22 protein-coding genes and 2 pseudogenes are annotated in these 25666 nt (G+C 50.0%); 7 read left to right on the top strand and 17 right to left on the bottom strand.

Annotated elements, in window-relative coordinates:
* The first annotated feature begins 156 nt into the window (after nt 1–156).
* Nucleotides 157–621 (top strand): anaerobic ribonucleoside-triphosphate reductase-activating protein, encoded by a 465-nt coding sequence (gene nrdG, locus OK023_RS01095; RefSeq protein WP_317694351.1) that lies wholly within the window; start codon nt 157–159, stop codon nt 619–621.
* A 196-nt stretch (nt 622–817) separates the two neighbouring features.
* Here nrdG and OK023_RS01090 read toward each other — a convergent pair whose 3' ends face one another.
* Nucleotides 818–1441 carry an NAD(P)H-binding protein gene (locus OK023_RS01090; protein WP_317694350.1) on the bottom strand — a complete coding sequence of 208 codons (624 nt, stop codon included), beginning with the start codon at nt 1439–1441 and terminating at the stop codon, nt 818–820.
* Nucleotides 1442–1587: 146 nt separating this feature from the next.
* Here OK023_RS01090 and OK023_RS01085 point away from each other — a divergent pair, with 146 nt between their 5' ends.
* The gene (locus OK023_RS01085) at nt 1588–3054 is read left to right on the top strand and encodes a non-oxidative hydroxyarylic acid decarboxylases subunit C (protein ID WP_317694349.1); all 1467 of its coding nucleotides are present in this window, start codon (nt 1588–1590) and stop codon (nt 3052–3054) included.
* Nucleotides 3055–3061: 7 nt separating this feature from the next.
* Nucleotides 3062–3307 (top strand): non-oxidative hydroxyarylic acid decarboxylases subunit D, encoded by a 246-nt coding sequence (locus OK023_RS01080; RefSeq protein ID WP_317694348.1) that lies wholly within the window; start codon nt 3062–3064, stop codon nt 3305–3307.
* On the opposite strand, the gene OK023_RS01075 is transcribed toward OK023_RS01080, so the two are convergent.
* The 5 genes and pseudogenes from OK023_RS01075 to OK023_RS01055 form a co-directional block, all read right to left on the bottom strand.
* Complete coding sequence (locus tag OK023_RS01075; protein WP_317694347.1) at nt 3282–3422, bottom strand: hypothetical protein; 141 nt, start codon at nt 3420–3422, stop codon at nt 3282–3284. The genes OK023_RS01080 and OK023_RS01075 overlap by 26 nt on opposite strands.
* 27 nt (nt 3423–3449) lie before the next feature.
* Nucleotides 3450–4190: a LysR family transcriptional regulator gene (locus tag OK023_RS01070; protein ID WP_317694346.1), complete on the bottom strand. Its 741-nt coding sequence runs from the start codon at nt 4188–4190 to the stop codon at nt 3450–3452.
* Between the two features lie 6 nt (nt 4191–4196).
* Nucleotides 4197–5235: pseudogene (locus OK023_RS01065) on the bottom strand (DUF1176 domain-containing protein).
* Between the two features lie 68 nt (nt 5236–5303).
* The gene (locus OK023_RS01060; protein ID WP_317694345.1) at nt 5304–5738 is read right to left on the bottom strand and encodes a YhbP family protein; all 435 of its coding nucleotides are present in this window, start codon (nt 5736–5738) and stop codon (nt 5304–5306) included.
* A gap of 226 nt (nt 5739–5964) precedes the next feature.
* Nucleotides 5965–10152, bottom strand: a complete 4188-nt coding sequence (locus OK023_RS01055) for an autotransporter domain-containing protein (RefSeq protein WP_317694344.1) — start codon at nt 10150–10152, stop codon at nt 5965–5967.
* Between the two features lie 1255 nt (nt 10153–11407).
* On the opposite strand from OK023_RS01055, the gene OK023_RS01050 reads away from it, so the two are divergent.
* Entirely contained in the window at nt 11408–11704 is a 297-nt protein-coding gene (locus tag OK023_RS01050; protein ID WP_317694343.1) for a GIY-YIG nuclease family protein, read from the top strand.
* On the opposite strand, the gene OK023_RS01045 is transcribed toward OK023_RS01050, so the two are convergent.
* Together OK023_RS01045 and OK023_RS01040 are read right to left on the bottom strand one after the other, a co-directional pair.
* A complete protein-coding gene (locus OK023_RS01045; protein WP_317694342.1) occupies nt 11691–12194 on the bottom strand; it encodes an N-acetyltransferase in 504 nt (167 codons plus the stop codon). The genes OK023_RS01050 and OK023_RS01045 overlap by 14 nt on opposite strands.
* Nucleotides 12188–12709: an SCP2 domain-containing protein gene (locus OK023_RS01040; protein ID WP_317694341.1), complete on the bottom strand. Its 522-nt coding sequence runs from the start codon at nt 12707–12709 to the stop codon at nt 12188–12190. Before OK023_RS01040 ends, OK023_RS01045 begins: the two co-directional genes overlap by 7 nt.
* 401 nt (nt 12710–13110) lie before the next feature.
* Between OK023_RS01040 and OK023_RS01035 the strand changes: the two genes are divergently transcribed.
* From OK023_RS01035 to OK023_RS01025, 3 genes are all read left to right on the top strand, one after another.
* On the top strand, nt 13111–14106 hold the full coding sequence (locus OK023_RS01035) for a peptidase U32 family protein (protein ID WP_317694340.1): 996 nt from the start codon (nt 13111–13113) through the stop codon (nt 14104–14106).
* A gap of 11 nt (nt 14107–14117) precedes the next feature.
* Entirely contained in the window at nt 14118–14996 is an 879-nt protein-coding gene (locus OK023_RS01030) for a U32 family peptidase (protein WP_317694338.1), read from the top strand.
* A gap of 229 nt (nt 14997–15225) precedes the next feature.
* Nucleotides 15226–16245 carry a luciferase-like monooxygenase gene (locus tag OK023_RS01025; RefSeq protein ID WP_411569372.1) on the top strand — a complete coding sequence of 340 codons (1020 nt, stop codon included), beginning with the start codon at nt 15226–15228 and terminating at the stop codon, nt 16243–16245.
* A 160-nt stretch (nt 16246–16405) separates the two neighbouring features.
* Here the strand turns inward: OK023_RS01025 and yedF are convergent, their stop codons facing one another.
* From yedF to rbfA, 9 genes and pseudogenes are all read right to left on the bottom strand, one after another.
* Entirely contained in the window at nt 16406–16645 is a 240-nt protein-coding gene (gene yedF, locus OK023_RS01020) for a sulfurtransferase-like selenium metabolism protein YedF (RefSeq protein ID WP_317694335.1), read from the bottom strand.
* Nucleotides 16642–17804: pseudogene (gene yedE, locus OK023_RS01015) on the bottom strand (selenium metabolism membrane protein YedE/FdhT). Before yedE ends, yedF begins: the two are co-directional and overlap by 4 nt.
* Nucleotides 17805–18263: 459 nt before the next feature.
* Nucleotides 18264–20183 carry a DEAD/DEAH family ATP-dependent RNA helicase gene (locus OK023_RS01010; RefSeq protein ID WP_317694334.1) on the bottom strand — a complete coding sequence of 640 codons (1920 nt, stop codon included), beginning with the start codon at nt 20181–20183 and terminating at the stop codon, nt 18264–18266.
* Complete coding sequence (gene yrbN / locus OK023_RS19080) at nt 20173–20247, bottom strand: protein YrbN (protein ID WP_223499600.1); 75 nt, start codon at nt 20245–20247, stop codon at nt 20173–20175. Before yrbN ends, OK023_RS01010 begins: the two co-directional genes overlap by 11 nt.
* A gap of 247 nt (nt 20248–20494) precedes the next feature.
* Nucleotides 20495–21379, bottom strand: coding sequence for a lipoprotein NlpI (nlpI, locus tag OK023_RS01005; protein WP_317694333.1), 885 nt, complete (start codon nt 21377–21379; stop codon nt 20495–20497).
* A gap of 124 nt (nt 21380–21503) precedes the next feature.
* Nucleotides 21504–23618: a polyribonucleotide nucleotidyltransferase gene (pnp, locus tag OK023_RS01000; protein WP_317694332.1), complete on the bottom strand. Its 2115-nt coding sequence runs from the start codon at nt 23616–23618 to the stop codon at nt 21504–21506.
* A 242-nt stretch (nt 23619–23860) separates the two neighbouring features.
* The gene (rpsO, locus tag OK023_RS00995; protein ID WP_010279698.1) at nt 23861–24130 is read right to left on the bottom strand and encodes a 30S ribosomal protein S15; all 270 of its coding nucleotides are present in this window, start codon (nt 24128–24130) and stop codon (nt 23861–23863) included.
* A 131-nt stretch (nt 24131–24261) separates the two neighbouring features.
* Nucleotides 24262–25206: a tRNA pseudouridine(55) synthase TruB gene (truB, locus tag OK023_RS00990; RefSeq protein ID WP_317694331.1), complete on the bottom strand. Its 945-nt coding sequence runs from the start codon at nt 25204–25206 to the stop codon at nt 24262–24264.
* On the bottom strand, nt 25206–25616 hold the full coding sequence (gene rbfA, locus OK023_RS00985) for a 30S ribosome-binding factor RbfA (RefSeq protein ID WP_317694330.1): 411 nt from the start codon (nt 25614–25616) through the stop codon (nt 25206–25208). Before rbfA ends, truB begins: the two co-directional genes overlap by 1 nt.
* Between the last annotated feature and the right edge of the window lie 50 nt (nt 25617–25666).

The raw sequence follows: 25666 nt of genomic DNA, 5'->3' as shown, positions 1-25666 counted from the left end.
GGGCCCTGCAACGCGCCGCCCCTTAACGCGTGCTTCTTGCTCGGGGCGTTAACCCCGAAACAAAAAGAGTGCAAGATGTTTAGCGGCAGAAATCAATACTCTGCCCCCTGTAGCAGGATGTGAATAAGAGACAGCCCATAGGGGAGAAAAATAGCAATGAATTACCACCAGTACTACCCTATCGACGTGGTCAACGGGCCAGGTACTCGCTGTACGCTGTTTGTCTCAGGCTGCGTACATCAATGCCCCGGTTGTTACAACAAAAGCACCTGGCGGGTGAATTCCGGCCTGCCGTTTACACAACAGTTGGAAGACCAGATTATTGCCGATCTCAACGATAAGCGCATTCCACGCCAAGGGTTATCGCTTTCAGGTGGCGATCCCCTGCATCCTGCCAACATTGCCGCCGTCTCGCAGTTGGTAAACCGGGTACATGCCGAATGCATTAATAAAGATATCTGGCTATGGAGTGGTTACAGGTTGGATGAACTGGATAGCACACAGCAGCAAATCGTCGATCGAATTAACGTGTTAATTGATGGCAAATTCGTGCAGGCGTTAAAAGACCCGGCGCTGACTTGGCGCGGCAGTAGCAATCAGGTGGTACATCGGCTGCGTTAGCCGAGGAACTCTCTCGTTGTGCAGGGAAGAAATTCAGCGTTTTTTGCTGACATACTAGCACATGGTTGACATTTATAGGTTATTTCCTTCGCGTAAGGTACGGAAATTCCATTTCGATTTAAGGTATTTTGAAACAGTGATATTAATTAGAGCCGTATCTTCATTATCCGTCACCTTCACGTGCAAGGAACACACCCTAACAATGCAATTGGTCTGATTCCAGGATTTTTACCCCGCTGCAAGTGCTGAATGCCTGTGTCAGCAGGGTTTTAGCGACATCTTTGGCGGAAACCGCTTTCCACTTGCCGGGTAACAAGCGGAACAACGGAAAAGTCAGTTGTTCCAGCAAACGCGGTTTAGCTCGTTCCCCCACCAGCATTGAAGGACGGACTAGCGTCAAAAAAGGCCAGCGTTGCTCACGTAGCGCCTGCTCCATTTGCCCTTTGGTGCGGTTATACAAAAATGGGGAGTGGGCATTGGCACCTATCGCACTCACCGCCAGAAAGTGCTGCGCACCGAGGCGCTGCCCGCAAAGCGCCGTGTCAACGACCAGTTGATGGTCCACATAGCGGAACGCCTCGGCACTCCCTGCCTGACGGCGAGTCGTCCCTAGGCAACAAAAAACCTTATCCACCGGCTGCTCCAGGTGCATCAATAATTCGTGCAGATCGTTGCCAACCGGATTTTGCAGTTTGACATGTGCCGGTAGTGCTGTGCGCGTAGGGGCGACAATCACCGTTATCTGCTCATCGGCTTGCAGCAAGCGCAGCAATTCGCCCCCCACCAGCCCACTGGCTCCTGTAATGAGTACCCGTGCCATATGTTTCCTCTTCCCTAGTGGTTGTTGGCTGAAAGTATATATTCTAAAGATATACCCCGATATTTTTTAAGTCATTCCCCTCTCCGCTGTTCTACCAGACAATCATGAAAATCTCATCATGAACACCGCACGAAGGGATCTTCATCATGCCTTTTCCAGATTTACGCAGCTACCTAACAGCACTGGAGCAACAGCAGCAGTTGTTGCATATTGAGGAACAGGTTCAACCTGAACCGGATATTTCAGCGGCCGCCTGCGCCGCCAACAAACTTGGCGAAAACTCCCCAGCACTCCTGTTCGAGAATATCCACGGTTACCGTGATGCACGTATCGCCATGAACGTACACGGTTCATGGCCAAATTTGGCGATCGCCATGGATTTGCCGAAGAATACACCGTTAAAGAGTCAATTCTTTGAGTTTGTCCGCCGTTACCAAAATTACCCAGGCGAAGTGGAACATCGTGATAGTGCTCCCTGGCAGGAAGTGGAACATCGTGATAGTGCTCCCTGGCAGGAAGTGGTGATTGATAACGACATCAACCTGTTCGACATTCTGCCTCTGTTCCGCCTTAACCATGGTGACGGTGGTTTCTATATTGATAAGGCCAGCGTGGTTTCGCGCGATCCTTCCATTACGGACAATCAACAGAGCCAGAACGTCGGGATTTACCGTATTGAGGTGAAAGGCCGTAGCCGCCTAGGCCTGCAACCCGTACCCGTACATGACATTGCCATTCATCTGCAACGCGCCGAAGAACTGGGGCTTGATCTGCCTATCGCCATCACCATCGGTAACGATCCGATGATCAGTACAGTGGGAGCAATGCCGATCCTCTACGATCAGTCAGAATATGCCATGGCTGCAGCGCTTAATGGCCAACCTTATCCGGTGGTTTATAGCGAATATAGCGGGTTGGAACTGCCATGGGGATCGGAATTTGTACTGGAAGGCAAGATCCTTTCCAGAGTGCGTGAAGCTGAAGGCCCCTTCGGTGAGTTCACTGGCCACTATTCTGGTGGGCGCCGTATGCCGGTGGTAGAGATCACCAGAGTCTCTCATCGCCGACAACCAATCTTTGAACACCTCTACCTTGGCATGCCGTGGACCGAAATCGACTACATGCTGGGTATCAATACCTGCGCACCGCTATACATGCAGCTCAAGCAAGCCTTTCCAGAAGTCGTCGCGGTTAATGCACTCTACACCCATGGGTTAATCGTGATTGTTTCCACCCAAACCCGCTTTGGTGGTTTTGCCAAAGGGATCGGAATGCGTGTGCTCACTACGCCCCATGGCTTAGGTTACGCCAAGATGGTGATCGTGGTGGATGATACGATCGATCCGTTCAACCTGCCTCAGGTGATGTGGGCAATCTCGACCAAGTTCAACCCGGATTACGACCTGCTCAAAATACCAGGGCTGTCGATCCTGCCGCTAGACCCAGCTTCACAACCCGCAGGAATGACCAGTAAAGTGATTATCGATGCCACAACGCCTAAAGCGCCGGAAGATCACGGGCATTTTTCACAGGAGCTACGGGATCCGATAACAACAGAGCAATGGGTGGGGAAATTGCAAACCCTGATTAAAGCAAAGAAAAAAGGTCATTAAGGAAAAAATGATGAACCAGCACCCTGAACAGTGCCCGCGTTGCGCCTCTGCCGGGCCTGAAGTTCTTAGCCACTCGCAGGTAGCAGGAGCATGGACAGTGTTTCACTGCCCAACCTGTTTCTTTACCTGGAGAAGCACCGAACCAGATTTTATTACCGACCCAGCCAAGTACAATCCCAACTTCAAATTTGCCCCGACTGATATGGCACATTTCAGTATCATGCCGGCTATTCCTGAACTGAAACGTCGTTAGACTGCTTCAGGTATTCAATCACCGCACGTAACGCAGGCCGGTTTTCCTGCCGCGTGCGGTACAACATCACCAGATCGTCCGCCACAACATCTAATTCGGGGACCGGGATCGCCACCACTCCTTCACAGATTTGATCATTGGGTTAGACTGGCAATAGGGCTACTGCCATATTCTGCTGGGCCAGATAACACATCATTGGAATATCGCTGGCATCAGCAAATACCTGCGACTTGAGCCCCCGCTTAGCAAAGCTTTGCAGCACCTGCTCATACACGCCAAAACCCGATTTGCGCCGCAATAGCGTCAACGGATAAAGACTCAATTGCTTCAGGTTCAGCGTAGAATATTGCGCTAAGGGTGATCCCGGATGGCACAGCGCACGAAAGCTGGAATGGGCCAAAGGTATCATTCTATTAGGCACCTCGCTGCTGGTGAGGGGCAAATGAACCAATGCAAGATCGATACGCTGTTTCTCCAAAAGCTCTTCCAAATATCCGGTATCCCCCTGATACAGTGAAAAGCTCAATTCTGGCAGACACTGGCGCACCGCCTGCATCATCTGCCCAACCCTTGGAATGCCCATAGATACGGTACCGATGCGCAGCATACCCCGCTGCCCTTCACCAAAAGCGCGCATTTCCTCTTCCACTTCGGCCGTCATTTGTAGCAACGTACAAGCGCGCTGATAAAGGTAATGTCCGGCTTCGGTCGGTGTCATACCGCGGCTGGAGCGCTCAAACAACCTGACGCCACACTCCTCTTCCAGTTGTGATAGGGCTTTGCTAAGCGGCGGTTGGGCGATGTACAGCCGTTCAGCGGCAGCAGACACCGACCCAAGTTCTACCACCGTCTTAAAATAACTGAGCGGTTTCAACTTGATCATGATGCTTTACCTTCCAGATTTAATATCAGAGACAAAAGTCGGCAGATCCCAAGTGCAACCCAAGTGAACATAACGGCACATACCGGTGGTCGATTCACTACTCTTACGGAATGCCTCACCATCCCATACCCAACTGGCCGAGCTCATGTAATCAGCGATCCCTCGCCCTCTTTGACTCATGAATATTACCCCTTGGCCATAGCTGGAAGCGGAATCTGTCACCAATACTGGTGAAGCTTTCAGCGCTCTGTCGATGACCCGATAGGCATAACCTTCGTTGTAGGCAGCCCGCCAACAGAGCGCAGAGATAAGCACATGGTCTTTGGTCTTTATCCAGAGTGGTCAGTGTGATGTCCCCCTTATCCTGAGGGGAAAATAGACGATCGCATCCATCCTCTTTCAACGTTGCTAACAGCTTGGGTTTCAGCATCGCAATTTCTGGGGGTGTCAGAGGACGTTCATCTTCTTTAATTAGCGTAATCGCTTGAATTATGGGGGTAGGTATGGCTGCGGGTACGCCACTTTCAGCTTCGTTGCCTGCTTTAACCAGTGCACCCGGAGTCCCAATACGCCCCTGGACATCATCCATCTTTAGAAATACAGCTGCCGCACCTTAGCCAGAAAGTACAAAATGAACCGGACCGCCTTTGAATTCGACTTTGCCACTGCCGTTAACGGCGTGGATCAACGCCAGGGTCTGGCTTTCTATTAAACACCAAACTTTATTTTTTTCTGGTTTGGCAACACCTGCCGGCTTATCGTTAATCCATAGCGTCAGTTTTTCCACCAGAGATGGATCAACAGATTCCATATCAGCCAAGGTCACTTTCCCCGTTGGGACAGTGCTAGGCCCGGCAATACGTGTAAGCAGAACGGAACCGCTGGGATCATCTCCATCAGAGTAGCCCGCGGCGCGGCAGGTATAGGTGTTGTCACATGCCAGTCCCCAATTCTTATGCTCAAAAGAAACACCTTCAACCTGCGCCATCGCAGTAAAAATGAAGGTACACAGCAGTATTAATGCGGCTATCTTTCTGTTTCCCATACCCTATTTTCTTCCATTATCGGCCGCAGACAATCCGAGCCATACCCGACGGAGTGGGCAAGAATTCATCACGAACGCCGCCAGTGCAACTTCTTGCCGAACCCCAAAGTGTTATCCGTCATTTTTACTTCCTGTAAATCGATCTGCCAGATGGGGGCTTTCATCACCTTCGCCACCGGGAAGCGTTTACAGTACCGCGTACCAGCCAGCAAAGCGTCATCGCCTTCCAACTGCCTGATCTTACCCGCATATTGAACCCCTTTAATCAGCGCTACGGTCTTGGGCTGTGGCGCTACCGTGCCAACCACAGCGCTGTTTTGTCGCATCAGTTCACCATGACGAGTATGCGATTCGGTCATTAGCCATAGCGCCATACGCTCGGCATCGAATACGTAAAAACAGCTGGCGCACCACATATCCATACCATTACTGGCACAAAGCGTGAGCACGTGTTGCTTGTTGAGAAAACGGATAATATGCTGTTGATCTTCGGGTTGGTTCAACGTGAGCTCTCCCATTTGATAATATGTATTAGACAGTAAAGATGAAGCACAGCGTCGCGAATAAATTCAACGTCAATAGTGACATCGATTTCTTCAACCATGATGGTCTTAGAGGCCCCATTGTTCAATGGGGAGTGGTTTCAGGCAGGTATTATAAGTAAAAAGCCACCTATTAAAGAGGTGGCTTGGCTTATGCTCCCTAAACGGAGCTATTTGGCAATACGGGTTAGAAGGACCAGTTAAATGTTCCCATTACCCCATTTTCACGGCCTTTGTCACCGATAAGCCCTTGATAGGATAATCCCAGTTTCATATCAGAATTGATATTCACTTGGGCGCCCGTTCCGACTACCAGCGCATTCCTCATTTGTTGCGTACCCACAGCATCAAAATCAATACTGCTATTCAAATGCTGTGTGGACTTAGGTGTCGTCTTGCCATAAGCATGCTGCCAACCTAATTGTGCTGACAATACAACTGGCTTATCAACATTCGGCAAGCGGTACTCAAAGCGGCTTCCCAAGGTGCTGAACGTACTGTTACTGCTTTGGCTATCTGCACTCAGTGCCGCCTCTGCACCAGTTTCGTTAAAGCTGCCAGACTTCAGATATACATAAGCCAGGTTAGCATACGGCTCAACATGCAGACCGTTCCATTGCTGAGGTAACGCAAGCTCACCGAAACCTTGTACTGCGTTGGCATTGAAATCACTGGTCAAATGGTCACTGAATCCAGGGAAATCTACAGAGCGTTCAACCGAGTTATTATAACGGCTATACGCCAACCCCGTACGCAACTGTGCCATGCCCAGACTACGGCCAGCGTAAGCACCTACATGGTAATTGTTACCTTTGCTGCTTGATGCCCGGCTCTCTACGTCGTTTGAGGTATGGGTATAACCAGCAAGCCCACCGACACGCCACTCACCGACTTGCACATCGCTACCCATGACAAAACCAGCGATGTTTTTAGTCATCCTGGCACCCGTATCACTGCTCCCATTAAGGTTACCCCATGAACCCCAAGAGTTAACCCAGAAAACTTGATCGGGCGTGGTAGGTTTGATGGCCTGACCTTTTTCATTATACGCGGCTGAATTACCACCAACACCGTTGGAAGCGCTGCGTAGACGATCGTTGGCAGCATCACGAATGAAGTGAGTATCTTCAATCATCGCAGACTTCAAAGAGGCGTAAATTTCACCCGAGACCTGATCAAGTGCATTATTGATGGAGTTCGCATCGGGAAGTGCCGCAATAGCGGAAACCAGTCTATTTCCCGCAACACTGTCAAGTGCTGTACCAGCAGAATATTGGTTAGGCGTTATACCCATGCTACTGATTGGAGTATCATTACGCGCAACAGACAGATAGACGTTGTTAGCATCATATTCTGGTGTTAACGATAATAACGGGTTAGAAATGGAATAATCCCCAAATTCACCAGTGACGCCACCATTAGCGGTCAGTACCAGATAACGCATAGGCTCTACGCTGTAATTACCTGGCAAGGCAGTGACTGCAAGCTCCCCACCGGTCAGATTGGCATTACCGGCAACAGACAACAGATCGGCAGCACCACTCTCGTTAATGCTCGGTGCGTAAATCCCGCCATTGGCAAAGCTGGCATTACCCAGCACGGTGAATGTATTCAGAGGGCTCATTGCAGCAGCACTCATCGGCTGAATAGCGCTGCTCATCACAAGACGAGAACCCGTGCTGAGAGTCAGGTCACCTGCGACTGTGTTGCCATAGGTATAGAGTGTGCTGTTATTGGCCCCACTCAGAGATCCCCCCAAAGAGGTGTTGAGGTTCAAATCACCCTGATTGATAGCCAAATCCCCGGTATAGTTACTGGCATCGCCCTGAAGATTCAGCGTGCCTGCTCCTGTTTTCTCCAGGTTTCCTTCGCCATCCAGTGTGCCTGCCAGCGTCAGACTTTCACCAGCAATATCCAGCGCACCACCCTTGGTGGCCACATTGATGGTACGTGACGTGGTAAAGCTCTCGTCAACCTGGAGTGTACCGCCATTAAACGCCAAAGCACCACTGCTTGCTCCAAGATTGGCATCCTGCGAAATTTGCAGTATCCCATCGTTTAGCGTTGTTCCACCCGTGTAGGTATTAGCAGCAGAGAGTTGTAATCGCCCTGCACCATTTTTGGTTAGGCTGTTACCATCCCATCCCGTTTCAATGAACGGACCGGTTTGGTCAGCGAGTACCACGTCCACATTAAAACCAGTCCCTGAAGTCAGGGTAAAGGAACCCGTAGACTCTTCAAGACTGCCAGAAGTCCAGGCCAGACGCGTACCTAATACTAAATCATGGTCGCTATTCGCTAGGCTCTTTTCCACCAACAGATAGTCTGGATGTTGAACTTCTGATGGGGTAAAACCGGTGATGCCATCGGTGGTCTGCATGACCGTATAACTTTGCCCTTCAACCTCACTGGCACGCGCAGGAAGATTGCCGACGAACGGATCGGTGAACCCATCAAAATTGATGATGGCACCGTCCAACAGTGCGCTGCGAGCCGTGATATCCGTTGAAGCACCAATGGTGACGCTCAGTATTGAACCCGCTTCCTGTATCAGGTCGCCACCGATAGCCAAACGCCCTTGCGTACTGCCAATTGAAGTGGTTGCCCCTGCAGCAGTGGTATAATTACCGTCAATCTGAACCGTATCGGTATTTTCCCAGTTCAGTACACCCGCACTGGCCAGCACATTCCCCGAAAGGGTATTGCCACTGCCTGACATTGTCAGGGTACCTGTACCGGTTTTCGTCAGATTCGCGCTGGTCAACGTTCCACTATAAGTAGTATCACTGGTGTTATTGGCCGTTAAGGTAGCCGTTCCCTGCACGTTCCCTGCACCAGAAAGATTATTAATCTGCTGGTCGTTGGCACCCAAGGCTAACTGCGCACCACTATCGATGGTGACGGCAGCGCTGCTGGCAATAGCGTCAGCGGCACCCAAAGTGAGCGTACCCGCCTGAACTTCGGTATTACCCAAGTAGGTAGCTGCATTACTCAACTCAAGATTGCCCGCGCCCAATTTCGTCAGCCCGGCAAGACCACTTACCAGACCACTCATGGTCACAGTACCGGTGTTAACATTGATTGGTGCTGTTTGATTTAAAGTGACATTGCCGCTGAACGTTCCGGCATTAGCAAATGATAATCCCCCGCCAGACAACGACACATCGCCACCATTTAAGGCAGCGGCGAGCGTCAGTTCCAAGATACCTGCTTGGATATCCCAGTTCTGAGCTTGAGTCGCGAGATTATTTAGCACCCAAGTGCTAGCCCCTGTTTTGGCAAACTGGGAAAAACCACTGTATTGAACGCTGGTATCATTACCGATTTTGGCGAGATCAAAACTGCTATTGGTATCGCCCCCCAGAATCAAGGTATTCGTTCCTGTACCTGTTACCAAGCCAGCAAAGCTAAAACCAGATCTCAGCTCCAGGCTATTAGTACCGCCAGTGAAGGTGATGGCATTAGCCCTCGTGGTCAGATCACTTGCCAGACCACCGCTAATTGAGCCAGATGTGACCACATTGATATCGTTGCCTGTGACACCAACGCCACCTAAATCACTCGACCCTCTTGCTCTTGCACCTGCAGCACTTGCTCCGCCATTACCGCCCCGAACAATGCCGGTATTGACAAAAGTAAAGGCGCTGCCTTTGACACCAGCACCGCCAGCACCGCCAGCACGGCTTTGAACATCGGTATCGCCTACACCACCGACACCACCATTACCACCACTTATGACCTTGCTATTAGTCACATTAACGCCAGTGCTTACTAAACCACTACCGCCACCGCCACCATAGCCGCCACTTCCACTGCCACTCCCATTTCCTCCATTTCCGCCGTTACCACCGGAAATGGAGGCATTCGTTGTAGTCGAACCGCTACCAATCAGAAAAACGCCAACAGCACCACCGCCACCGGAGCCCCCATCAGCTCCTGTACCTACAGTAGCCGTTTGTCCACCATTACCCCCATTTCCCCCTTTAGCAGCATTCATCACAGCGGCTAAAGTGCTGCCGTAAAAGCCGGCACCACCACCGCCACCACCGCCAGAAGAAAATCCTATTGAACAAACGGCAGCACATAGAGCATCCTCTCCGTCACCGCCGTTACCGCCCACATAATTAGTCAGTGGGCTGCCCACGGTCCCCCCCGTACCGCCGGCTGCCACAGGATCGGTCGATGGTGCATATTGTGCCCCATTTGCGCCATTTCCACCGTTTCCAGCCGCATCGCCATTTGAGCCATTAGCAGCACGATCAGGTGTAATAGCAACGCCTCCAAGGCCACCTGCCCCACCGCCACCACCTGGTGCACCAAACGCACCACCACCACCATAAAAATCAGCACTATTACCGCCTTGGCCGTCAGCCATGGCGTTCGCCGAAAAAAGCACGAGTAAAATAGTCGCTAGAGGGGTTAATTTTGGCTTGTGAAGAAATGTAGTATTTTCCTTTTTATCTACATTACTATGCTCTATGATTTCCATTTTTTAGTATCCATTGGTATCTGATTAATTCCTGTACTCTGTATCTTAAAGTTTACAAAATGCCTTAGTCATCTCACCATTTCTTGTGATTAGAATTATCCCAATCACCGAGATTAACTGAGCTGTACCTGTATGCATCTTGAAATCTATCGCTTGTATACGACTACTATAATGATGGGATTATCTTGAGCGAAACTAGGGGGAGGCCCTTAAATAGCAGCAATGATATTCCATCATATAATAGTCGCGGCAGGCCACGACTTTTCCTATAGACCTGAACCGTATTTTGTTAAAAAAAACACCAATTAGCAATAGAATAATCCTATATAAAACAATCATGCTTCTCGATCATTAACAAATGAGATAATTCCATAGAAGTACCTTATATTTAATGGTCGTTTTTCGCTCAATTAGATGTGTTTTGTATACTATTCTCACGTAATTTTAAGTTACAGATAGGTGTCAATTGCAAAATAAGTCCCTCGGGAAAAACCGATTGGGAACCCATTTGAATACCGCAAAGCGTTAGTCAGAAGGGGGACTTACAACGATCTGATTTGTAGTAGTTTATCGGTGAGTGTAGTAACACAAAGGAACAAGACGCGCAGAGGGGGCAAGAGAAATACAGCGAATGCCGCAACACACTCAAGACCAAAGCGTATATCCCGGCATTCATGCGCAGATTTATGAGGATGGTTACTTTTCGATAGAATGTTTGGTAAAAGCTCACAACAATCCATATTCAAAAAGCCAAGCTTTAACCCTTAATTGCATGTGAACTCAGCTGGCTGTGATTTCAACCCAGGGAAAAGGATAAAACAAGCGCTAAGCTATGCAGAATAAACTGGCTAATAATGCCGCAATACGATCAAATAATACCCACCCTAAGCAAAAACACAGCAGCTTATATTCTAAACTTTCGAGTCTGAACATAGACCAATCAGCTCCTGGTCTTTATAACCATTTTGCGCCCGTAACAACCTTATAAACAATTAAACAATGCAACCTAAACTTAAGAATAATGTCACAGATAAACATTCACACTAAGTCACTGCATACACCTTGATAAACGTCACTGAACGCTTAAAAATAGTGGCATCACCCCTTTGGAATTACCGCATGAAATATTACACAGGCCGTAATGACTGACTCAAGCTGGTATCTCTATATGCTGCGATTACCTAGTGGAGCTCTTTATACTGGCATCACAACCGATGTTATGCGACGTGTTAGGCAGCATCAAGCCGGTAAAGGGGCGAAAGCACTGCGCGGGAAAGGGGAACTCGTATTGGCTTTTCACTGCCAGGTGGGGGACCGTTCAACCGCTCTGAAATTGGAATATCAGATTAAACAGTTGAACAAAAAGCAAAAAGAGAGGCTGGTAACGGCTCCCCCTCTTTCATTAGAATACTTGCTACCTGTGGCTAAAAACGATTAAAAGGTGACGAGTACTCCACCAGCCCCTGAACACCATCCAACGCGCTTTCTGCCAGCGGATAAACCTGGAATGCAGCCTCCATTCCCGGCCAACGGCAATGCAGACCGAATTGAGCCGCCATTTTGAAACCGAAACGGCCGTAGTAAGCAGGTTCACCTAACACCACAACTGCGGCGTAGCTAAATTCATTCAGTGCATCAAGCCCTTCATAAACCAACCTTTCACCCAAGCCTTGGCGACGCAAACTTTCTTCTACGGCTAAGGGTGCCAGACCAACCCATTGACGATCAACACCGGCAACATCAACCGGGCTGAAGGCGGCATAGCCCACTACGCCACCTTGATCATCCGTAGCAACAATACCTAACGTCAGTAACCCGTCTTCACGGAGTTGCTGAACCAGTTCGGCCTCATCATCACGGCCAAATGTATCACGTAATAAGGTATCAATACCTGCAGCATCTACCGGAATTTCGACACGGATTAACATAGCTGCGTCACACGGGCTGGCTGCACCGTGTCCTCCTGCAGACCTGCTTCAACAAAGTCAGCCAGCTGCAGCAGGCCAACACGTAACGGCGAAGGCATGGCATCTAGATCGATGGCATCCATCAGATTTTTTACATACAGGCCCAATTCGGTATCTCCTTCAATCTGCAACCGACGCTGGAAAAATAGCGTATCGGGATCTTGCTTACGCGCCGCAATCAAGATCAGATCGTTAGCTTCGCCGCTGAAACTCACATCGGCCTCAGCCTGTTGACTCACCACCAGCTTATCGTTTTCTACCGTCATAAACCATTGTAGTTCTAGATCGCGTACTTCAATCTTCAGCCAGCGCGATTCGAGAAACGCCAAATCACCATCCGCCAACGCCTGACGAAATTGCCAGCTCAGGACCTGTTCAAGAAGCCGGCGCTGCAGAGCAAATGGCGTGAATTTTAATGGTACACGCAACAGCGACGGCCCTTGGCGAACGACGTGTGCTCGTAGTTTTCCTAACACTGTTATTTACCCCTTTCAACTCAATCTAAGGCTATTTTGCCACATTGATGTACAGCGTAACCGGCCTATATCAACAAATAGTACAATTCACGCCTACGTTCACCTTTCTATCAATACGCCAGAAACTGCCTCAAATCAAAACCTGTTAACGCTAGGTTCACTAAAATTGTTCCCACGTTTACATTAGCCGGACCAAGTTATACCCGAGCGACTTCAAGTTGCAGGACAAAAAAGCAATGCGTTTGAACAACGCTTGCGCTGGCACCGAAGGGGAGGCCCCAGACTTGGGCCGAGTAACGCCGCCAACATTGCTGTGGCTTGAAAATCAACAGGTATATATAACGGCTACGTTTATCGCAGCATATGCTTGGTCAGGTATATGACTGGATCAGGAAAGATCTATGGAGCTGCTTTGTCCCGCTGGCAATCTGCCAGCCTTGAAAGCCGCGGTGGATAATGGCGCTGATGCTGTTTATATCGGTCTGAAAGACGATACGAATGCGCGCCACTTCGCCGGGCTGAATTTTACCGAGAAAAAACTGCAGGAAGCTGCAGACTATGTGCATAGGCATGGCCGCAAGTTGCACATCGCTATCAATACCTTCGCCCACCCCGATGGTTACGTCCGTTGGCAGCGTGCCGTGGACATGGCGGCACAGTTGGGAGCCGATGCGTTAATTCTGGCTGACTTAGCAATGCTGGAATATGCGGCAGAGCGCTATCCACAGTTGGAACGTCATGTTTCGGTACAGGCCTCTGCCACCAATGAAGAGGCTATTCGTTATTATCAACGTCACTTTAACGTCGCTCGTGTGGTGTTGCCACGCGTACTCTCAATGCATCAGGTGAAACAGTTATCGCGAACCAGCCCCGTTCCGCTAGAGGTATTTGCCTTTGGCAGCTTATGCATTATGGCCGAAGGACGCTGTTACCTTTCCTCCTACCTGACCGGTGAATCACCCAATACCGTAGGAGCCTGCTCTCCCGCACGTTTTGTTCGTTGGCAGCAAACACCTCAAGGTATGGAGTCACGCTTGAATAACGTGCTAATCGACCGCTATCAGGACGGGGAAAATGCCGGTTACCCTACCTTGTGCAAAGGCCGCTATCGGGTGGATAACCTGCTCTATCATCCTTTGGAAGAACCCACCAGCCTGAATACGCTGGAGCTGCTGCCAGAACTTTTCGCCGCCAATATTGCTTCGGTAAAAATCGAAGGTCGACAGCGCAGCCCGGCTTATGTCAGCCAAGTGACACAGGTATGGCGTCAGGCGATCGATCGCTGTAAAGCCAATCCTGTTGGCTATCAAGCTGATGCTGCCTGGATGGAAACGCTCGGCGCGATATCTGAAGGCACCCAAACCACCCTTGGCGCGTATCATCGCAAATGGCAGTAGTTGGAGAAACCATGAAATATGCATTAGGCCCGGTACTCTACTACTGGCCAAAAAGTGATGTGGACACCTTTTATCAACAGGCCGTAGACAGTAACGCCGATATAATTTATCTAGGGGAAAGTGTCTGTTCTAAGCGGCGTGAAATGAAAGTGGCAGACTGGCTGGCACTGGCACGGGAGATCGCTAAATCTGGCAAGCAAGTAGTGCTATCGACTTTGGCTCTTCTGCAAGCCCCCTCAGAGTTGAACGAGTTGAGGCGCTATGTTGAAAACGGTGAGTTTCTGATCGAAGCCAACGACCTTGGCACGGTAAATATGGCAGCCGAGCGTAATCTGCCTTTTGTGGCTGGTCATGCCCTTAATTGCTATAACGCCTACACGCTGCGCTTGTTACACAAGCAGGGCATGATGCGTTGGTGCATGCCCGTGGAACTTTCGCGCGACTGGTTAGCGAACTTGTTAGAGCAGTGCAAAGCACTAGGGTTCCACAAACAGTTTGAGGTAGAAGTATTGAGCTATGGTCATCTACCATTGGCCTACTCGGCGCGTTGCTTTACGGCACGTTCGGAAAACCGTGGCAAAGACGAATGTGAGACTTGCTGCATCAAATACCCCCAAGGGAGAAGTGTCAACTCGCAGGAGAACCAGCAGGTGTTTGTGCTGAACGGTATTCAAACTATGAGTGGTTATTGCTGCAACCTCGGTAACGAACTTGCAGGAATGCACGGGTTGGTTGATATTGTGCGCATTTCACCTCAGGGTGTAGAAACGTTAGCGTTGTTTGACAGTTTCCGAGCCAATGAACAAGGAACGCAACCGCTCGCACTCATCGACCAAGCGGAATGCAACGGCTACTGGCGGCGGGTTGCCGGGTTGGAATTAGTGCAGTAATTATTATACGCAGGGCAGTAAAAGAGGCACGTTATTGCCCTGATGTCGCTATCTCTCATGTCAATTTCAGCTCTCCCCCATGAGAACCGAGAAAGTAGTACAAGCACATATACCCTCTTTTTCATCCGTCATTTGAATTATGCTGACACAGTTTGCAGATCCCTGCGTTCGCCCTTTAAGTGAAATCCCCTGCCCAACCCATTTGGGTAACAGCAAAATGGACGATGAAATGCCTCAAAATATACAGGTGCCACTTTCGGTACTCGATTTATCCCCGATCCCACAGGGAGCAAAAGCGCGCGATGCGTTTCATTCCTCATTGGATCTGGCCCAACACACCGAAAAGTGGGGCTATCAGCGTTACTGGCTGGCAGAACACCACAATATGACAGGTATCGGCAGTGCGGCTACATCGGTGTTGCTAGGATATCTGGCAGCAGGAACACAACGTATCCGTCTGGGCTCCGGTGGCGTGATGTTGCCAAACCATGCACCACTGGTAATTGCGGAACAGTTCGGTACCCTAGAATCACTCTATCCGGGACGTATCGACCTGGGACTTGGCAGGGCACCGGGAACAGACCAACGCACGATGATGGCACTGCGCCGCAATCTCTCTAGCGAGGTGGATAACTTCCCTCGTGACGTACAGGAATTGCAGCTTTATTTTGGTGAAGTGCAGCCAGGGCAAAAAGTACAAGCGGTACCAGGCCAAGGATTAAATATCCCCATCTGGTTGTTAGGCTCTAGCCTCTACAGTGCGCAGCTAGCGGCAAAACTCGGCTTGCCTTTTGCTTTTGCGTCTCACTTTGCACCAGATATGTTGTTCCAAGCCTTGGCGCTTTACCGTGAAAATTTCACACCTTCAAAACAGTGTCAGAAGGCCTATGCAATGGTATGTGTGAATGTGATCGCTGCCGAGAGTGATAACAATGCCCGTTTCCTGTTTACCTCTATGCAACAGCAATTCATTAACCTGCGCCGTGGCTCGCCGGGTCCGCTCCCCCCACCGGTAGACAACATCCACGCATTGTGGAGCGCTGGTGAGCAATATGGGGTTGAGCAAGCGTTGCGTATGTCAGTCATCGGCAACGAAAGCACTGTTCGCCAAGGATTGCAGAATTTACTATATGAAACCGCTGCGGATGAAATCATGGTCAATGGTCAGATCTTCGATCATCGAGCACGCTTGCGTTCGTTCGAGATCGTTGCCGGGGTAAAAAATGATTTAGTGAAAGGTGCGCTCTAATAATTCGAGTTGCATGCAGGTGGCAAGCGGTAGCCCGTAGGATGAGGTTCATAGCACCTGGGAGCACGGATAACTACTCTGTGACAGGGGCTAACAAACCCAGCCAACACACAGACTGACGAGCATCAGTACGGGCGCCATCAAGGCGCCCAGGACGCTTTCAACGTTGGATCAGATAACGAATCGTTGGGCCATCCTGCTGAATATCCAACACGGTGTAGCCATGGTTCCGTGCATCGAGAGGAATGTTATTGATCGACTGCGGACAATCACTGATCACTTCCAGTATTTCGCCCACCTTTAGCTGCGGCATCGCTTCCAACGTTGCTACTGCCGGATATGGGCAAGGCTCTCCGACCATATCCAGGCGGTAATCCGGCACCAATTCTACCTGTTTCATACTTCACTCCTCAAATTCACCTTTTGCATATCCAATTTGGTGCGAAAAAAACGTTTCTCCCACCCCAGCATAGCGGCAAAGGCAATCGCTAACAGTAGATAGGTTACCAGCAGTCCGCCGATTGGCCCGAAGGTATCCAACAGGTTGATCTTGTCGTAACGGGTGGCAAGCACAGGCGACAGAGCATCCCAATAATAAGCCAGCAGTGTAGCGCCGATAATATTGCCCAAACCGACCCACCAGTAATGGATCTGCCCTTCAACCGCGCGGTACATCCAACCAGTTTCACAACCACCGGCAAGCACAATGCCGAAACCGAACAGCAAGCCACCCAGTACAGCGTTTGGCCCAGCCCACATAATCTTCGGTTCGACCCCTAGCTGTACATAGCTGAAGATACCGATGGCGCTCACCGCCATGCCAAGAATAATCGCCTTGGCCATGTGGGTACGGCCAGTGATCCACAAATCACGAAATGCCGAGGTAAAGCAGATCTGCGCCCGTTCTATCAGCAAACCGAAGCCTATGCCAAACAGCATGGCAATACCCATTGTGGGTGCATCAAACAGCGTCCACAGCGACCAGGCAATCGCAAGGCAAAAAATCATCATTCCCAATCGGAAGCGACGGCGTGCCTGATCAAGTTTTTGCGTTAATGGCGAAGCTGCGTTAACTTTTTGCAGCTTTAGAGGAATACGGAATATTGGCAGCAGAGTAAATTTGGCACCGAAGTAAGAACCTATCGCAGTCGCCAGCGCAAAGAACCAGGCATGCAGGGAAAACTGTGGAATACCGGTAAAGAAGGCTGCCAAGTTGCATCCCATAGCTAAACGCGCCCCGAAACCGGCAATAATCCCCCCAATAATGCCTGTACAATACGAATGCGGTGTTGCGGCATGCGAAGTTTTATATTGTTAGCCCATAATGCAGCGGCAATACAGCCAGCAAACATACCGATAATCATTCGTCCATCTATACGCTCCAACGGTGTCCCCTGGAGACCTATCACCTTAAAGTACCCCCACTGTTCAGGGTGAAAGCCAAACCATTGCAATACGTGCCCACCCCAGCGGGTAAATTCCCCCGTCACAGCCCAGAAGGTGCCTGTCATACCGAAATAGTAAGTAGAAAGTATCCCAGTGGCGATCACCGCGGGCATAGGTGCCCAAAAGCGCACCAAGTATTGAGATTTGAATTGCTGCCAGCTCATGGCATCCCCTGCACTCATAGTCCGTAAATTAAACTGTCAGATAATACGCCTGTTAACGGAGTTTGCCTCGATTTAAGGTATAAAAAAACCAGACTTAAGGCTAGACATATGCCTATGCCACTTAAAGTGACTATCCAGCAGTTAAAACCTTTAACCAATTGATTAAATGATGATTTAAACAACATCGCCCTATATCAGTAAGAGTAAAACCTTGGCTTTAGGTCAGCAAGGCTCTAAAACACGCCTGGCGCGCATAACGCCAGTGAAAGTTCCATTAAAAAAGGGCCCATGTGTGAACATGGACCCTTTTTACACCAGCGACTGGATCGGCAGTTAATCCTTAAACGATCAACATTAGTCCACAGGCCGGTTTTTGTATTGATGAAGCCTAAGCGGCCATATCAGCAATTATGCATCACCGAAACGACGGCGGGCCGTAGCTGGCGCGGCATCGTCACGACGAGCTGCTGGTTTGGCGGTACGGCGTTCACCACCCGCGTTACCACCTTCACGGCGCTCACCGAAAGAACGACGTGGAGCACCGGCCCCTTCACGGCGTTCACCGCTAAATGGGCGTGCTCCACCACGACGCTCACCACCGTTACCTTCACGACGTTCACGACGTTCATTTGGTTGTGCGTCACCGAGTAGTTGCATGTTCATCGGCTTGTTCAGAATACGAGTACGCGTGAAGTGATTCAGGATCTCACCCGGCATACCTTTCGGTAATTCGATAGTCGAGTGAGAGGCAAAGAGCTTAATGTTACCAATATAGCGGCTGCTGATATCACCTTCGTTAGCAATTGCACCAACAATATGGCGAACTTCGACACCATCATCACGGCCCACTTCAATGCGATACAACTGCATTTCACCCACGTCACGACGCTCACGGCGTGGACGATCCCCACCCTCACGGCCATCTGGACGTGGATCGCGACGACGATCACTGCCACGATCGTCTCGTTCGTTGAACTCACGTCGTTGACGCGGCTTGAATACTGGATCTGGTGGCAATATCAGAGGGCGTTCACCCTGAGCCATTTTCAACAATGCTGCTGCCAGCGTTTCCATATCCAGCTCTTCTGCGGGTTGCAGCTTAGCCAGTAGTGCACGATACATATCCAGATCGCTGCTTTCCAGCTGTTGCTGTACTTTAGCAGCAAACTTGGCCAGGCGACGTTCACCCAACAGTGCTGCATTTGGCAGTTCAACTTCGGGAATAGTCAGTTTCATGGTGCGTTCAATGTTACGCAGCAGGCGACGTTCACGATTCTCAACGAACAACAGCGCACGGCCAGCACGACCAGCACGACCAGTACGGCCGATACGGTGAACGTAAGACTCTGAATCCATAGGAATATCATAGTTTACAACCAGGCTGATACGCTCAACGTCCAGACCACGAGCTGCAACATCGGTGGCGATCAGAATATCCAGACGGCCATCCTTCAGACGTTCTAGTGTTTGCTCACGCAGGGCCTGGTTCATGTCACCATTCAGTGCTGCGCTATTGTAGCCACTGCGCTCCAACGCTTCGGCCACTTCAAGGGTCGCATTCTTGGTACGCACGAAGATGATCGCTGCATCAAAGTCTTCAGACTCCAGGAAACGCACCAAAGCTTCGTTTTTACGCATCCCATGCACAGTCCAGTAGCTCTGGCTGATATCTGGACGAGTCGTGATACTAGACTGAATACGGACTTCCTGTGGCTCTTTCATAAAGCGACGGGTAATACGGCGAATCGCTTCCGGCATGGTTGCAGAGAACAATGCGGTCTGATGCTCTGCCGGGATCTCCGCCATGATGGTTTCTACATCTTCAATAAAGCCCATACGCAGCATTTCGTCAGCTTCGTCCAGCACCAAGCCTTTCAAACCAGAGAGATTCAACGTGCCACGTTTCAGGTGATCTAACAGACGGCCCGGAGTACCGACTACAATTTGTGGGCCTTGACGCAGTGCTCGCAGTTGCACGTCGTAACGCTGGCCACCGTACAGTGCCACTACGTTAACACCGTGCATATGTTTGGAGAAATCGGTCATAGCTTCAGCCACCTGAACCGCCAGTTCACGGGTAGGTGCCAGCACTAGAATTTGTGGTGCTTTAAGAGTTGCATCAAGATTGTGCAACAAAGGCAGCGAAAACGCTGCGGTCTTGCCACTTCCTGTCTGCGCCATGCCAAGCACGTCGCGGCCATTCAACAGGTGAGGAATACACTCAGCCTGGATTGGTGATGGTTTTTCATAGCCCAGATCGGTCAGAGCAGAAATGATCGGAGCAGATAGCCCCAGGTCAGCAAAAGAGGTTTCAAACTCAGTAGTCATGTACACGTGCCTCATTAATAATGGCAGCCAGTCTACATAACTCGTCGAGAAAATTTTCAGTCATTTTCATTGAAAAGTGTGAACCGGCTCAAATTGGATTATAAAACAGACAAAAAAGCCATCGCCCGCTAAGGCGATTACTTTGGTTAAACAACCAAGGTATATCAGGCTGATTACCCTTCATTTTTCACGTTGCCGCTGCGTTGGCTGCTCTCGCTGCTCCTCGTCACTTAGTCAACTAAGTTCCCGGGGATCCGTTCGATTATCCACCTTGCCGCAACCCGAAATCTATTGGGTATAGTGTCCGTCAGCTATTGCTGGTCCGATTCCGATAGGTCGTCTTGTTCTTGGCCTAACAGCGCCAATTCCAACAATGCATAGCGGTGCTCAACAAAATTATGAACGTTGTTAGCCACCGTCAGTTTGAACAGCGCCGAAGCGGTGTTCTTGTCCCCCAGACTTAGGTAATGCTTACCTAAATAGAAGTCAGTTTCACTGAGATGCTCAGCGAGCGAAGTGTTATCCGTTGCATCTGCCTTGAGCTTTTCCATCAGCGTTTTTTCGCTAATTTTGCTCAGGTAGAATTCGACAATATTCCATCCCCATTCCCCTCTGTCCGCTTTTTCATAACGCTGCTGTAGCGCTACGGTTGCCTTATCGGGATCGATTTCTCTTTCCGCTAGATAAAGCCATAAAGAACGGAAGGGATCGTTTGGGTCGTCTTGATAAAACGCCTGCAGATCATCCTGCGCCAACAAGAAGCGGCCGCCATAATAAAGTGCGATGCCCCGGTTTAAACGCGCGTAGTTGTAAGTTGGATCAAGTTCTAGTACCGAATCAAACGCTTCATAGGCAGCATCAAAATTGCCTGCCTGCGTTAAATAAATGCCTAAGTAGTTGAAAACCTCTGGCATATCAGGACGTATCGCCAACGCTTGCGAAAAATCATTGCGCGCTAGTGCACGCAGTCCGAGTATATCATACAACACACCGCGTTCATATAAAAGCTGCGCACGCTCATCGTCCGTCAGTGCCCGGCTGGCAAGTATTTGTTCCATACGCGCCAAGATCACTTCCTGCTGCAGCGTTGGCTGCAGCGGAATAGCAAGAACGTCGTCTTTACGCCAATCCTGGTTGCTGCATCCTGCCAGCAATAGTGCTGTCGCAACGTAACACCAGCGCAAGAAAGGCTTCATTTCCCACTCCCGAAGACAAACATTGGATGACCGTCCTGTCCTCCGCTTGTGAATACACGAGTATCCTACCCGCTATGTAAGAACAGCCCCTGCCTACTCAAGGGCTGTGAAACTGCTGATATAGTTACTCTGCTTCTGGTAAAGGAGCAGTCTCTGGCGCCGTTGCTTCTTTGATGCTAAGACGCACGCGGCCCTGACGATCAACTTCCAGTACCTTAACCGGTACATCCTGCCCCATTTGCAGATAATCGGTCACTTTCTCAACACGCTTGTCCGCAATTTGAGAAATATGCACCAGACCTTCTTTACCGCCGCCGATAGCTACGAACGCACCAAAATCAACGATACGGGTAACTTTACCCTGATACACTCGGCCAACTTCAATCTCGGCGGTGATCTCTTCTATACGGCGAATGGCATATTTCGCTTTATCACCATCAGTAGCAGCGATTTTCACCGTACCATCATCTTCAATTTCAATAGTAGTACCCGTTTCTTCGGTCAATGCACGGATCACGGAACCACCTTTGCCGATAACATCTTTGATCTTGTCTGGATTGATCTTAATGGTATGAATACGCGGAGCAAACTCGGAGATATCGCCACGCGGTATGCTAATTGCCTGCTCCATCACGCTCAGAATGTGCAAACGAGCACCTTTGGCCTGATTCAGTGCGACCTGCATGATCTCACGAGTGATACCTTCAATTTTTATGTCCATCTGCAGGGCGGTAATACCTTCGCGGCTACCCGCTACTTTGAAGTCCATATCGCCCAGATGATCTTCATCACCTAAAATATCAGACAGGACCACAAAATTTTCTTCTTCTTTCACCAAACCCATTGCAATACCTGCAACCGCAGCCTTGATTGGCACACCCGCGTCCATCAATGCCAAAGATGCACCACAGACGGAGGCCATTGAAGAAGAACCATTAGATTCGGTAATCTCAGACACCACGCGTACAGTATATGGGAAATCTTCCGGTTTAGGCATCATAGCCAATACGCCGCGTTTTGCCAGACGGCCATGACCGATTTCACGACGCTTTGGTGAGCCCACCATGCCGGTTTCACCTACAGAATACGGAGGGAAATTATAGTGGAACAGGAAATTATCGGTTTTCTCGCCCATTAGTTCATCAATACTCTGTGCATCACGTGCGGTGCCCAGAGTCGCGGTAACTAGTGCTTGAGTCTCACCACGAGTGAACAAGGCAGAACCGTGAGTACGCGGTAAAACACCGGTACGAACATCCAGACCACGGATCATGTCTTTCTCACGACCATCGATGCGAGGCTCGCCGCGAAGTACTCGGCTACGCACCACGTTTTTCTCAACGATGCCCAAGATATCCTGAATTTCACCCATATCCAGCGTTTCGTCTTGCGCCAGCAGAGTTTCCACTACGCTGTCTTTGATCGCATCGACCTGAGCGTAACGTTCCTGCTTTTCAGTAATATGATAAGCATCGCCAAGACGACTTTCTGCCAATTCCGCAACGCGAGCATGCAATGCTTCATTGACAGGGGCTGGCTGCCAGTCCCACTTCGGTTTGCCGGCATCACGAACCAAAGCATTAATGTTTTCGATCACGACTTGCTGCTGTTCATGGCCGAAAACTACTGCGCCGAGCATCTGGTCTTCACTCAACACGTCAGCTTCGGACTCTACCATCAGCACCGCACCTGCAGTACCGGCGACAACCAGGTCCAGGCGGCTTTCTTTCAGCTCATCAGTTGTTGGGTTCAGCACATACTGGTCATTGATGTAACCCACACGCGCAGCACCAATTGGGCCATTGAACGGAATACCTGATAGGCTCAATGCAGCAGAAGCGCCGATCATTGCAACAATGTCAGGGTTAACCTGCGGGTTGACGGAAACCACCGTCGCGATCACCTGTACTTCATTGAGGAAGCTATCAGGAAACAGCGGGCGGATTGGACGGTCAATCAGACGTGAAGTCAGGGTTTCGCCTTCGCTCGGACGGCCTTCACGGCGGAAGAAACTGCCAGGGATGCGGCCAACGGCGTAAGTACGTTCTTGGTAGTTTACGGTCAGTGGAAAGAAACTCTGGCCTGGCTTAGCTTTTTTTTGGCCAACAACGGTGACGAAGACTGCGGTGTCATCCATGCTCACCATCACGGCTGCAGTGGCTTGACGTGCCATCATACCTGTCTCAATAGTGACAGTATGTTGGCCATATTGGAATTTGCGAATGATCGGTGTCAGCAAAATTTGATCCTTGATTGACGACGTGTAATCGTGTTGACGACTCGACACGCCTTTGACTTAACTTGTCTTCTCACTACATCCTCGCGACTAATGGGAGTCCTCACCCTCTAGTTGTGATAAGGGTTCTCATTAGCCGCGCGAACCTCTGTAATGGAAGCGCCTCTAATACATTAACCTGATTTGCTTAGGCTTCCTAGAAAAAAGGGGCCCAAATAGGCCCCTTTCCTCTGAAACTCACTAGATTAACGACGCAGACCCAGGCGTTCGATCAGACTGGTATAACGCGCTACATCTTTACGCTTCAGGTAGTCCAGCAGCTTACGACGCTGAGAAACCATACGCAGCAGACCACGACGGCTGTGGTGATCTTTTTTATGTTCAGAGAAGTGACCTTGCAGATGGTTAATCTGTGCAGTCAACAGAGCAACCTGAACTTCAGTAGAACCGCTGTCGTTAGTACCACGACCGAAGTCAGCTACAATTTTAGCTTTAGCTTCAACACTTAGAGACATTGTAATACTCCAGATTATAGAAAATAAATACAGGCGCCGATCTCTAATTCAGCAACCCAATGCATAAGCCGCGCTATTCTACCCTTATCCCTAATATCCTTCAAGCTATCAGGGACGGCAGTGCCAGCTGCTCAGTCGAAATATTCTACAACCAGACGGCGCGGTGCAACTCTGCCATCATCAGAAATCTCGCCAATACCGATAAATTTTCGTGTTTCACCTTCGGTGATACGTACCAAACCGGAAATAGGTGCGCTGGCGGCCTGTACCGGTTGGCCCTGCTTAACGTAAGCGGCTACCGCTGGCAGCAGATTCACTTCTGGAAAGTCTTCAGCGGGGCTGTCCATTGGCATCAACAACGGATCGAGCAGTACGCTAGGCACGATATCCTGCTCCTGAGCCTGTTCCAGTAAAGCGTTTAGCTTTTCCAGCGTGACCATGCGGGCGATCGGGTACTTTGCTACTTGCAGACGACGCAGATAAACCACATGCGCTCCACAGCCCAGTAACTCACCGAGATCGTCGGTAATGGTGCGAATATAGGTACCTTTCGAGCAGTGGATCTCCAACTCCAGTTCATCCCCTTCCCAGCGGATAAACTGTAACTCATAAACTGTAATGCTGCGTGACTCTCGCGGCACTTCAATACCCTGCCGAGCATATTCATACAACTTTTTGCCCTGGAATTTCAGCGCGGAATACATGGAGGGCACTTGCTGAATATCACCGCGGAAAGTTTCAAGAGCTGCATCAAGCTGAACATGTGTGAAATTCACAGGCCGTTCTTGAACGACTTGTCCATCAGCATCCGACGTGTCGGTACGCTGGCCCAAGCGAGCAATCACACGATAACGTTTATCTGAATCAAGCAAGTATTGAGAGAACTTAGTCGCTTCACCGAGGCAGATTGGCAGCATGCCGGTCGCCAGTGGATCAAGCGCTCCCGTATGGCCCGCACGATTAGCATTATAGATACGCTTTACTTTTTGCAGGGCGTCGTTAGACGATAGCCCCTGCGGTTTATCCAACAGTAATACACCGTGGATGTCACGGCCACGACGGCGGGGGCGACTCATTAAGCCTCCTCATCATCGCCTGATGCGGAACGGCGTTCAGCGTCGTGCTTCACTACATTCGTCACCAGGTTGGACATACGCATGCCTTCAACCAGTGAATTATCATAAGAGAATGTCAGCTCCGGCACCACACGCAGGCGCATCGCTTTACCTAGCAATGTACGGATATAGCCGGAAGCGTCCTGCAACGCTTTAATGCCGTTGGTTACCAGATCTGGATCGTGGTTTTCAGTCAGAACGTTCAGGAATGTAACGTAGACTTTTGCGTACGCTAAATCACGCGAAACTTCTACACCTGAAACGGTTGCCATGCCGATGCGCGGGTCTTTGACTTCGCGTTGCAAAATGATAGCAATCTCTTTTTGCATCTCTTGTGCCACGCGTTGACCGCGGCTGAATTCTTTTGCCATTTGAGTATCCTCCAGACAAATCGGGGGATCTATACCTTTTGGCATAGGCC

Origin of the sequence: Serratia sp. UGAL515B_01 (assembly GCF_033095805.1) — a bacterium.
Lineage (GTDB): Bacteria > Pseudomonadota > Gammaproteobacteria > Enterobacterales > Enterobacteriaceae > Chania.
The sequence above is the reverse complement of the archived record's forward strand: the minus strand, read 5'-3'. Positions and strand labels throughout refer to the sequence as shown.

Excerpts from the sequence above, each read along its gene's own strand:
- nlpI (WP_317694333.1), bottom strand. The coding sequence starts at position 21,379 with ATGAAGCCTTTCTTGCGCTGGTGTTACGTTGCGACAGCACTATTGCTG.
- OK023_RS01070 (WP_317694346.1), bottom strand. The coding sequence starts at position 4,190 with ATGATCAAGTTGAAACCGCTCAGTTATTTTAAGACGGTGGTAGAACTT.
- OK023_RS01010 (WP_317694334.1), bottom strand. The coding sequence starts at position 20,183 with ATGACTACTGAGTTTGAAACCTCTTTTGCTGACCTGGGGCTATCTGCT.
- rbfA (WP_317694330.1), bottom strand. The coding sequence starts at position 25,616 with ATGGCAAAAGAATTCAGCCGCGGTCAACGCGTGGCACAAGAGATGCAA.
- OK023_RS01050 (WP_317694343.1), top strand. The coding sequence starts at position 11,408 with ATGACTGACTCAAGCTGGTATCTCTATATGCTGCGATTACCTAGTGGA.
- OK023_RS01080 (WP_317694348.1), top strand. The coding sequence starts at position 3,062 with ATGATGAACCAGCACCCTGAACAGTGCCCGCGTTGCGCCTCTGCCGGG.
- OK023_RS01035 (WP_317694340.1), top strand. The coding sequence starts at position 13,111 with ATGGAGCTGCTTTGTCCCGCTGGCAATCTGCCAGCCTTGAAAGCCGCG.
- nrdG (WP_317694351.1), top strand. The coding sequence starts at position 157 with ATGAATTACCACCAGTACTACCCTATCGACGTGGTCAACGGGCCAGGT.
- OK023_RS01025 (WP_411569372.1), top strand. The coding sequence starts at position 15,226 with ATGCCTCAAAATATACAGGTGCCACTTTCGGTACTCGATTTATCCCCG.
- OK023_RS01030 (WP_317694338.1), top strand. The coding sequence starts at position 14,118 with ATGAAATATGCATTAGGCCCGGTACTCTACTACTGGCCAAAAAGTGAT.
- OK023_RS01090 (WP_317694350.1), bottom strand. The coding sequence starts at position 1,441 with ATGGCACGGGTACTCATTACAGGAGCCAGTGGGCTGGTGGGGGGCGAA.
- yedF (WP_317694335.1), bottom strand. The coding sequence starts at position 16,645 with ATGAAACAGGTAGAATTGGTGCCGGATTACCGCCTGGATATGGTCGGA.
- rpsO (WP_010279698.1), bottom strand. The coding sequence starts at position 24,130 with ATGTCTCTAAGTGTTGAAGCTAAAGCTAAAATTGTAGCTGACTTCGGT.
- truB (WP_317694331.1), bottom strand. The coding sequence starts at position 25,206 with ATGAGTCGCCCCCGCCGTCGTGGCCGTGACATCCACGGTGTATTACTG.
- OK023_RS01085 (WP_317694349.1), top strand. The coding sequence starts at position 1,588 with ATGCCTTTTCCAGATTTACGCAGCTACCTAACAGCACTGGAGCAACAG.
- OK023_RS01045 (WP_317694342.1), bottom strand. The coding sequence starts at position 12,194 with ATGTTAATCCGTGTCGAAATTCCGGTAGATGCTGCAGGTATTGATACC.
- OK023_RS01055 (WP_317694344.1), bottom strand. The coding sequence starts at position 10,152 with ATGGCTGACGGCCAAGGCGGTAATAGTGCTGATTTTTATGGTGGTGGT.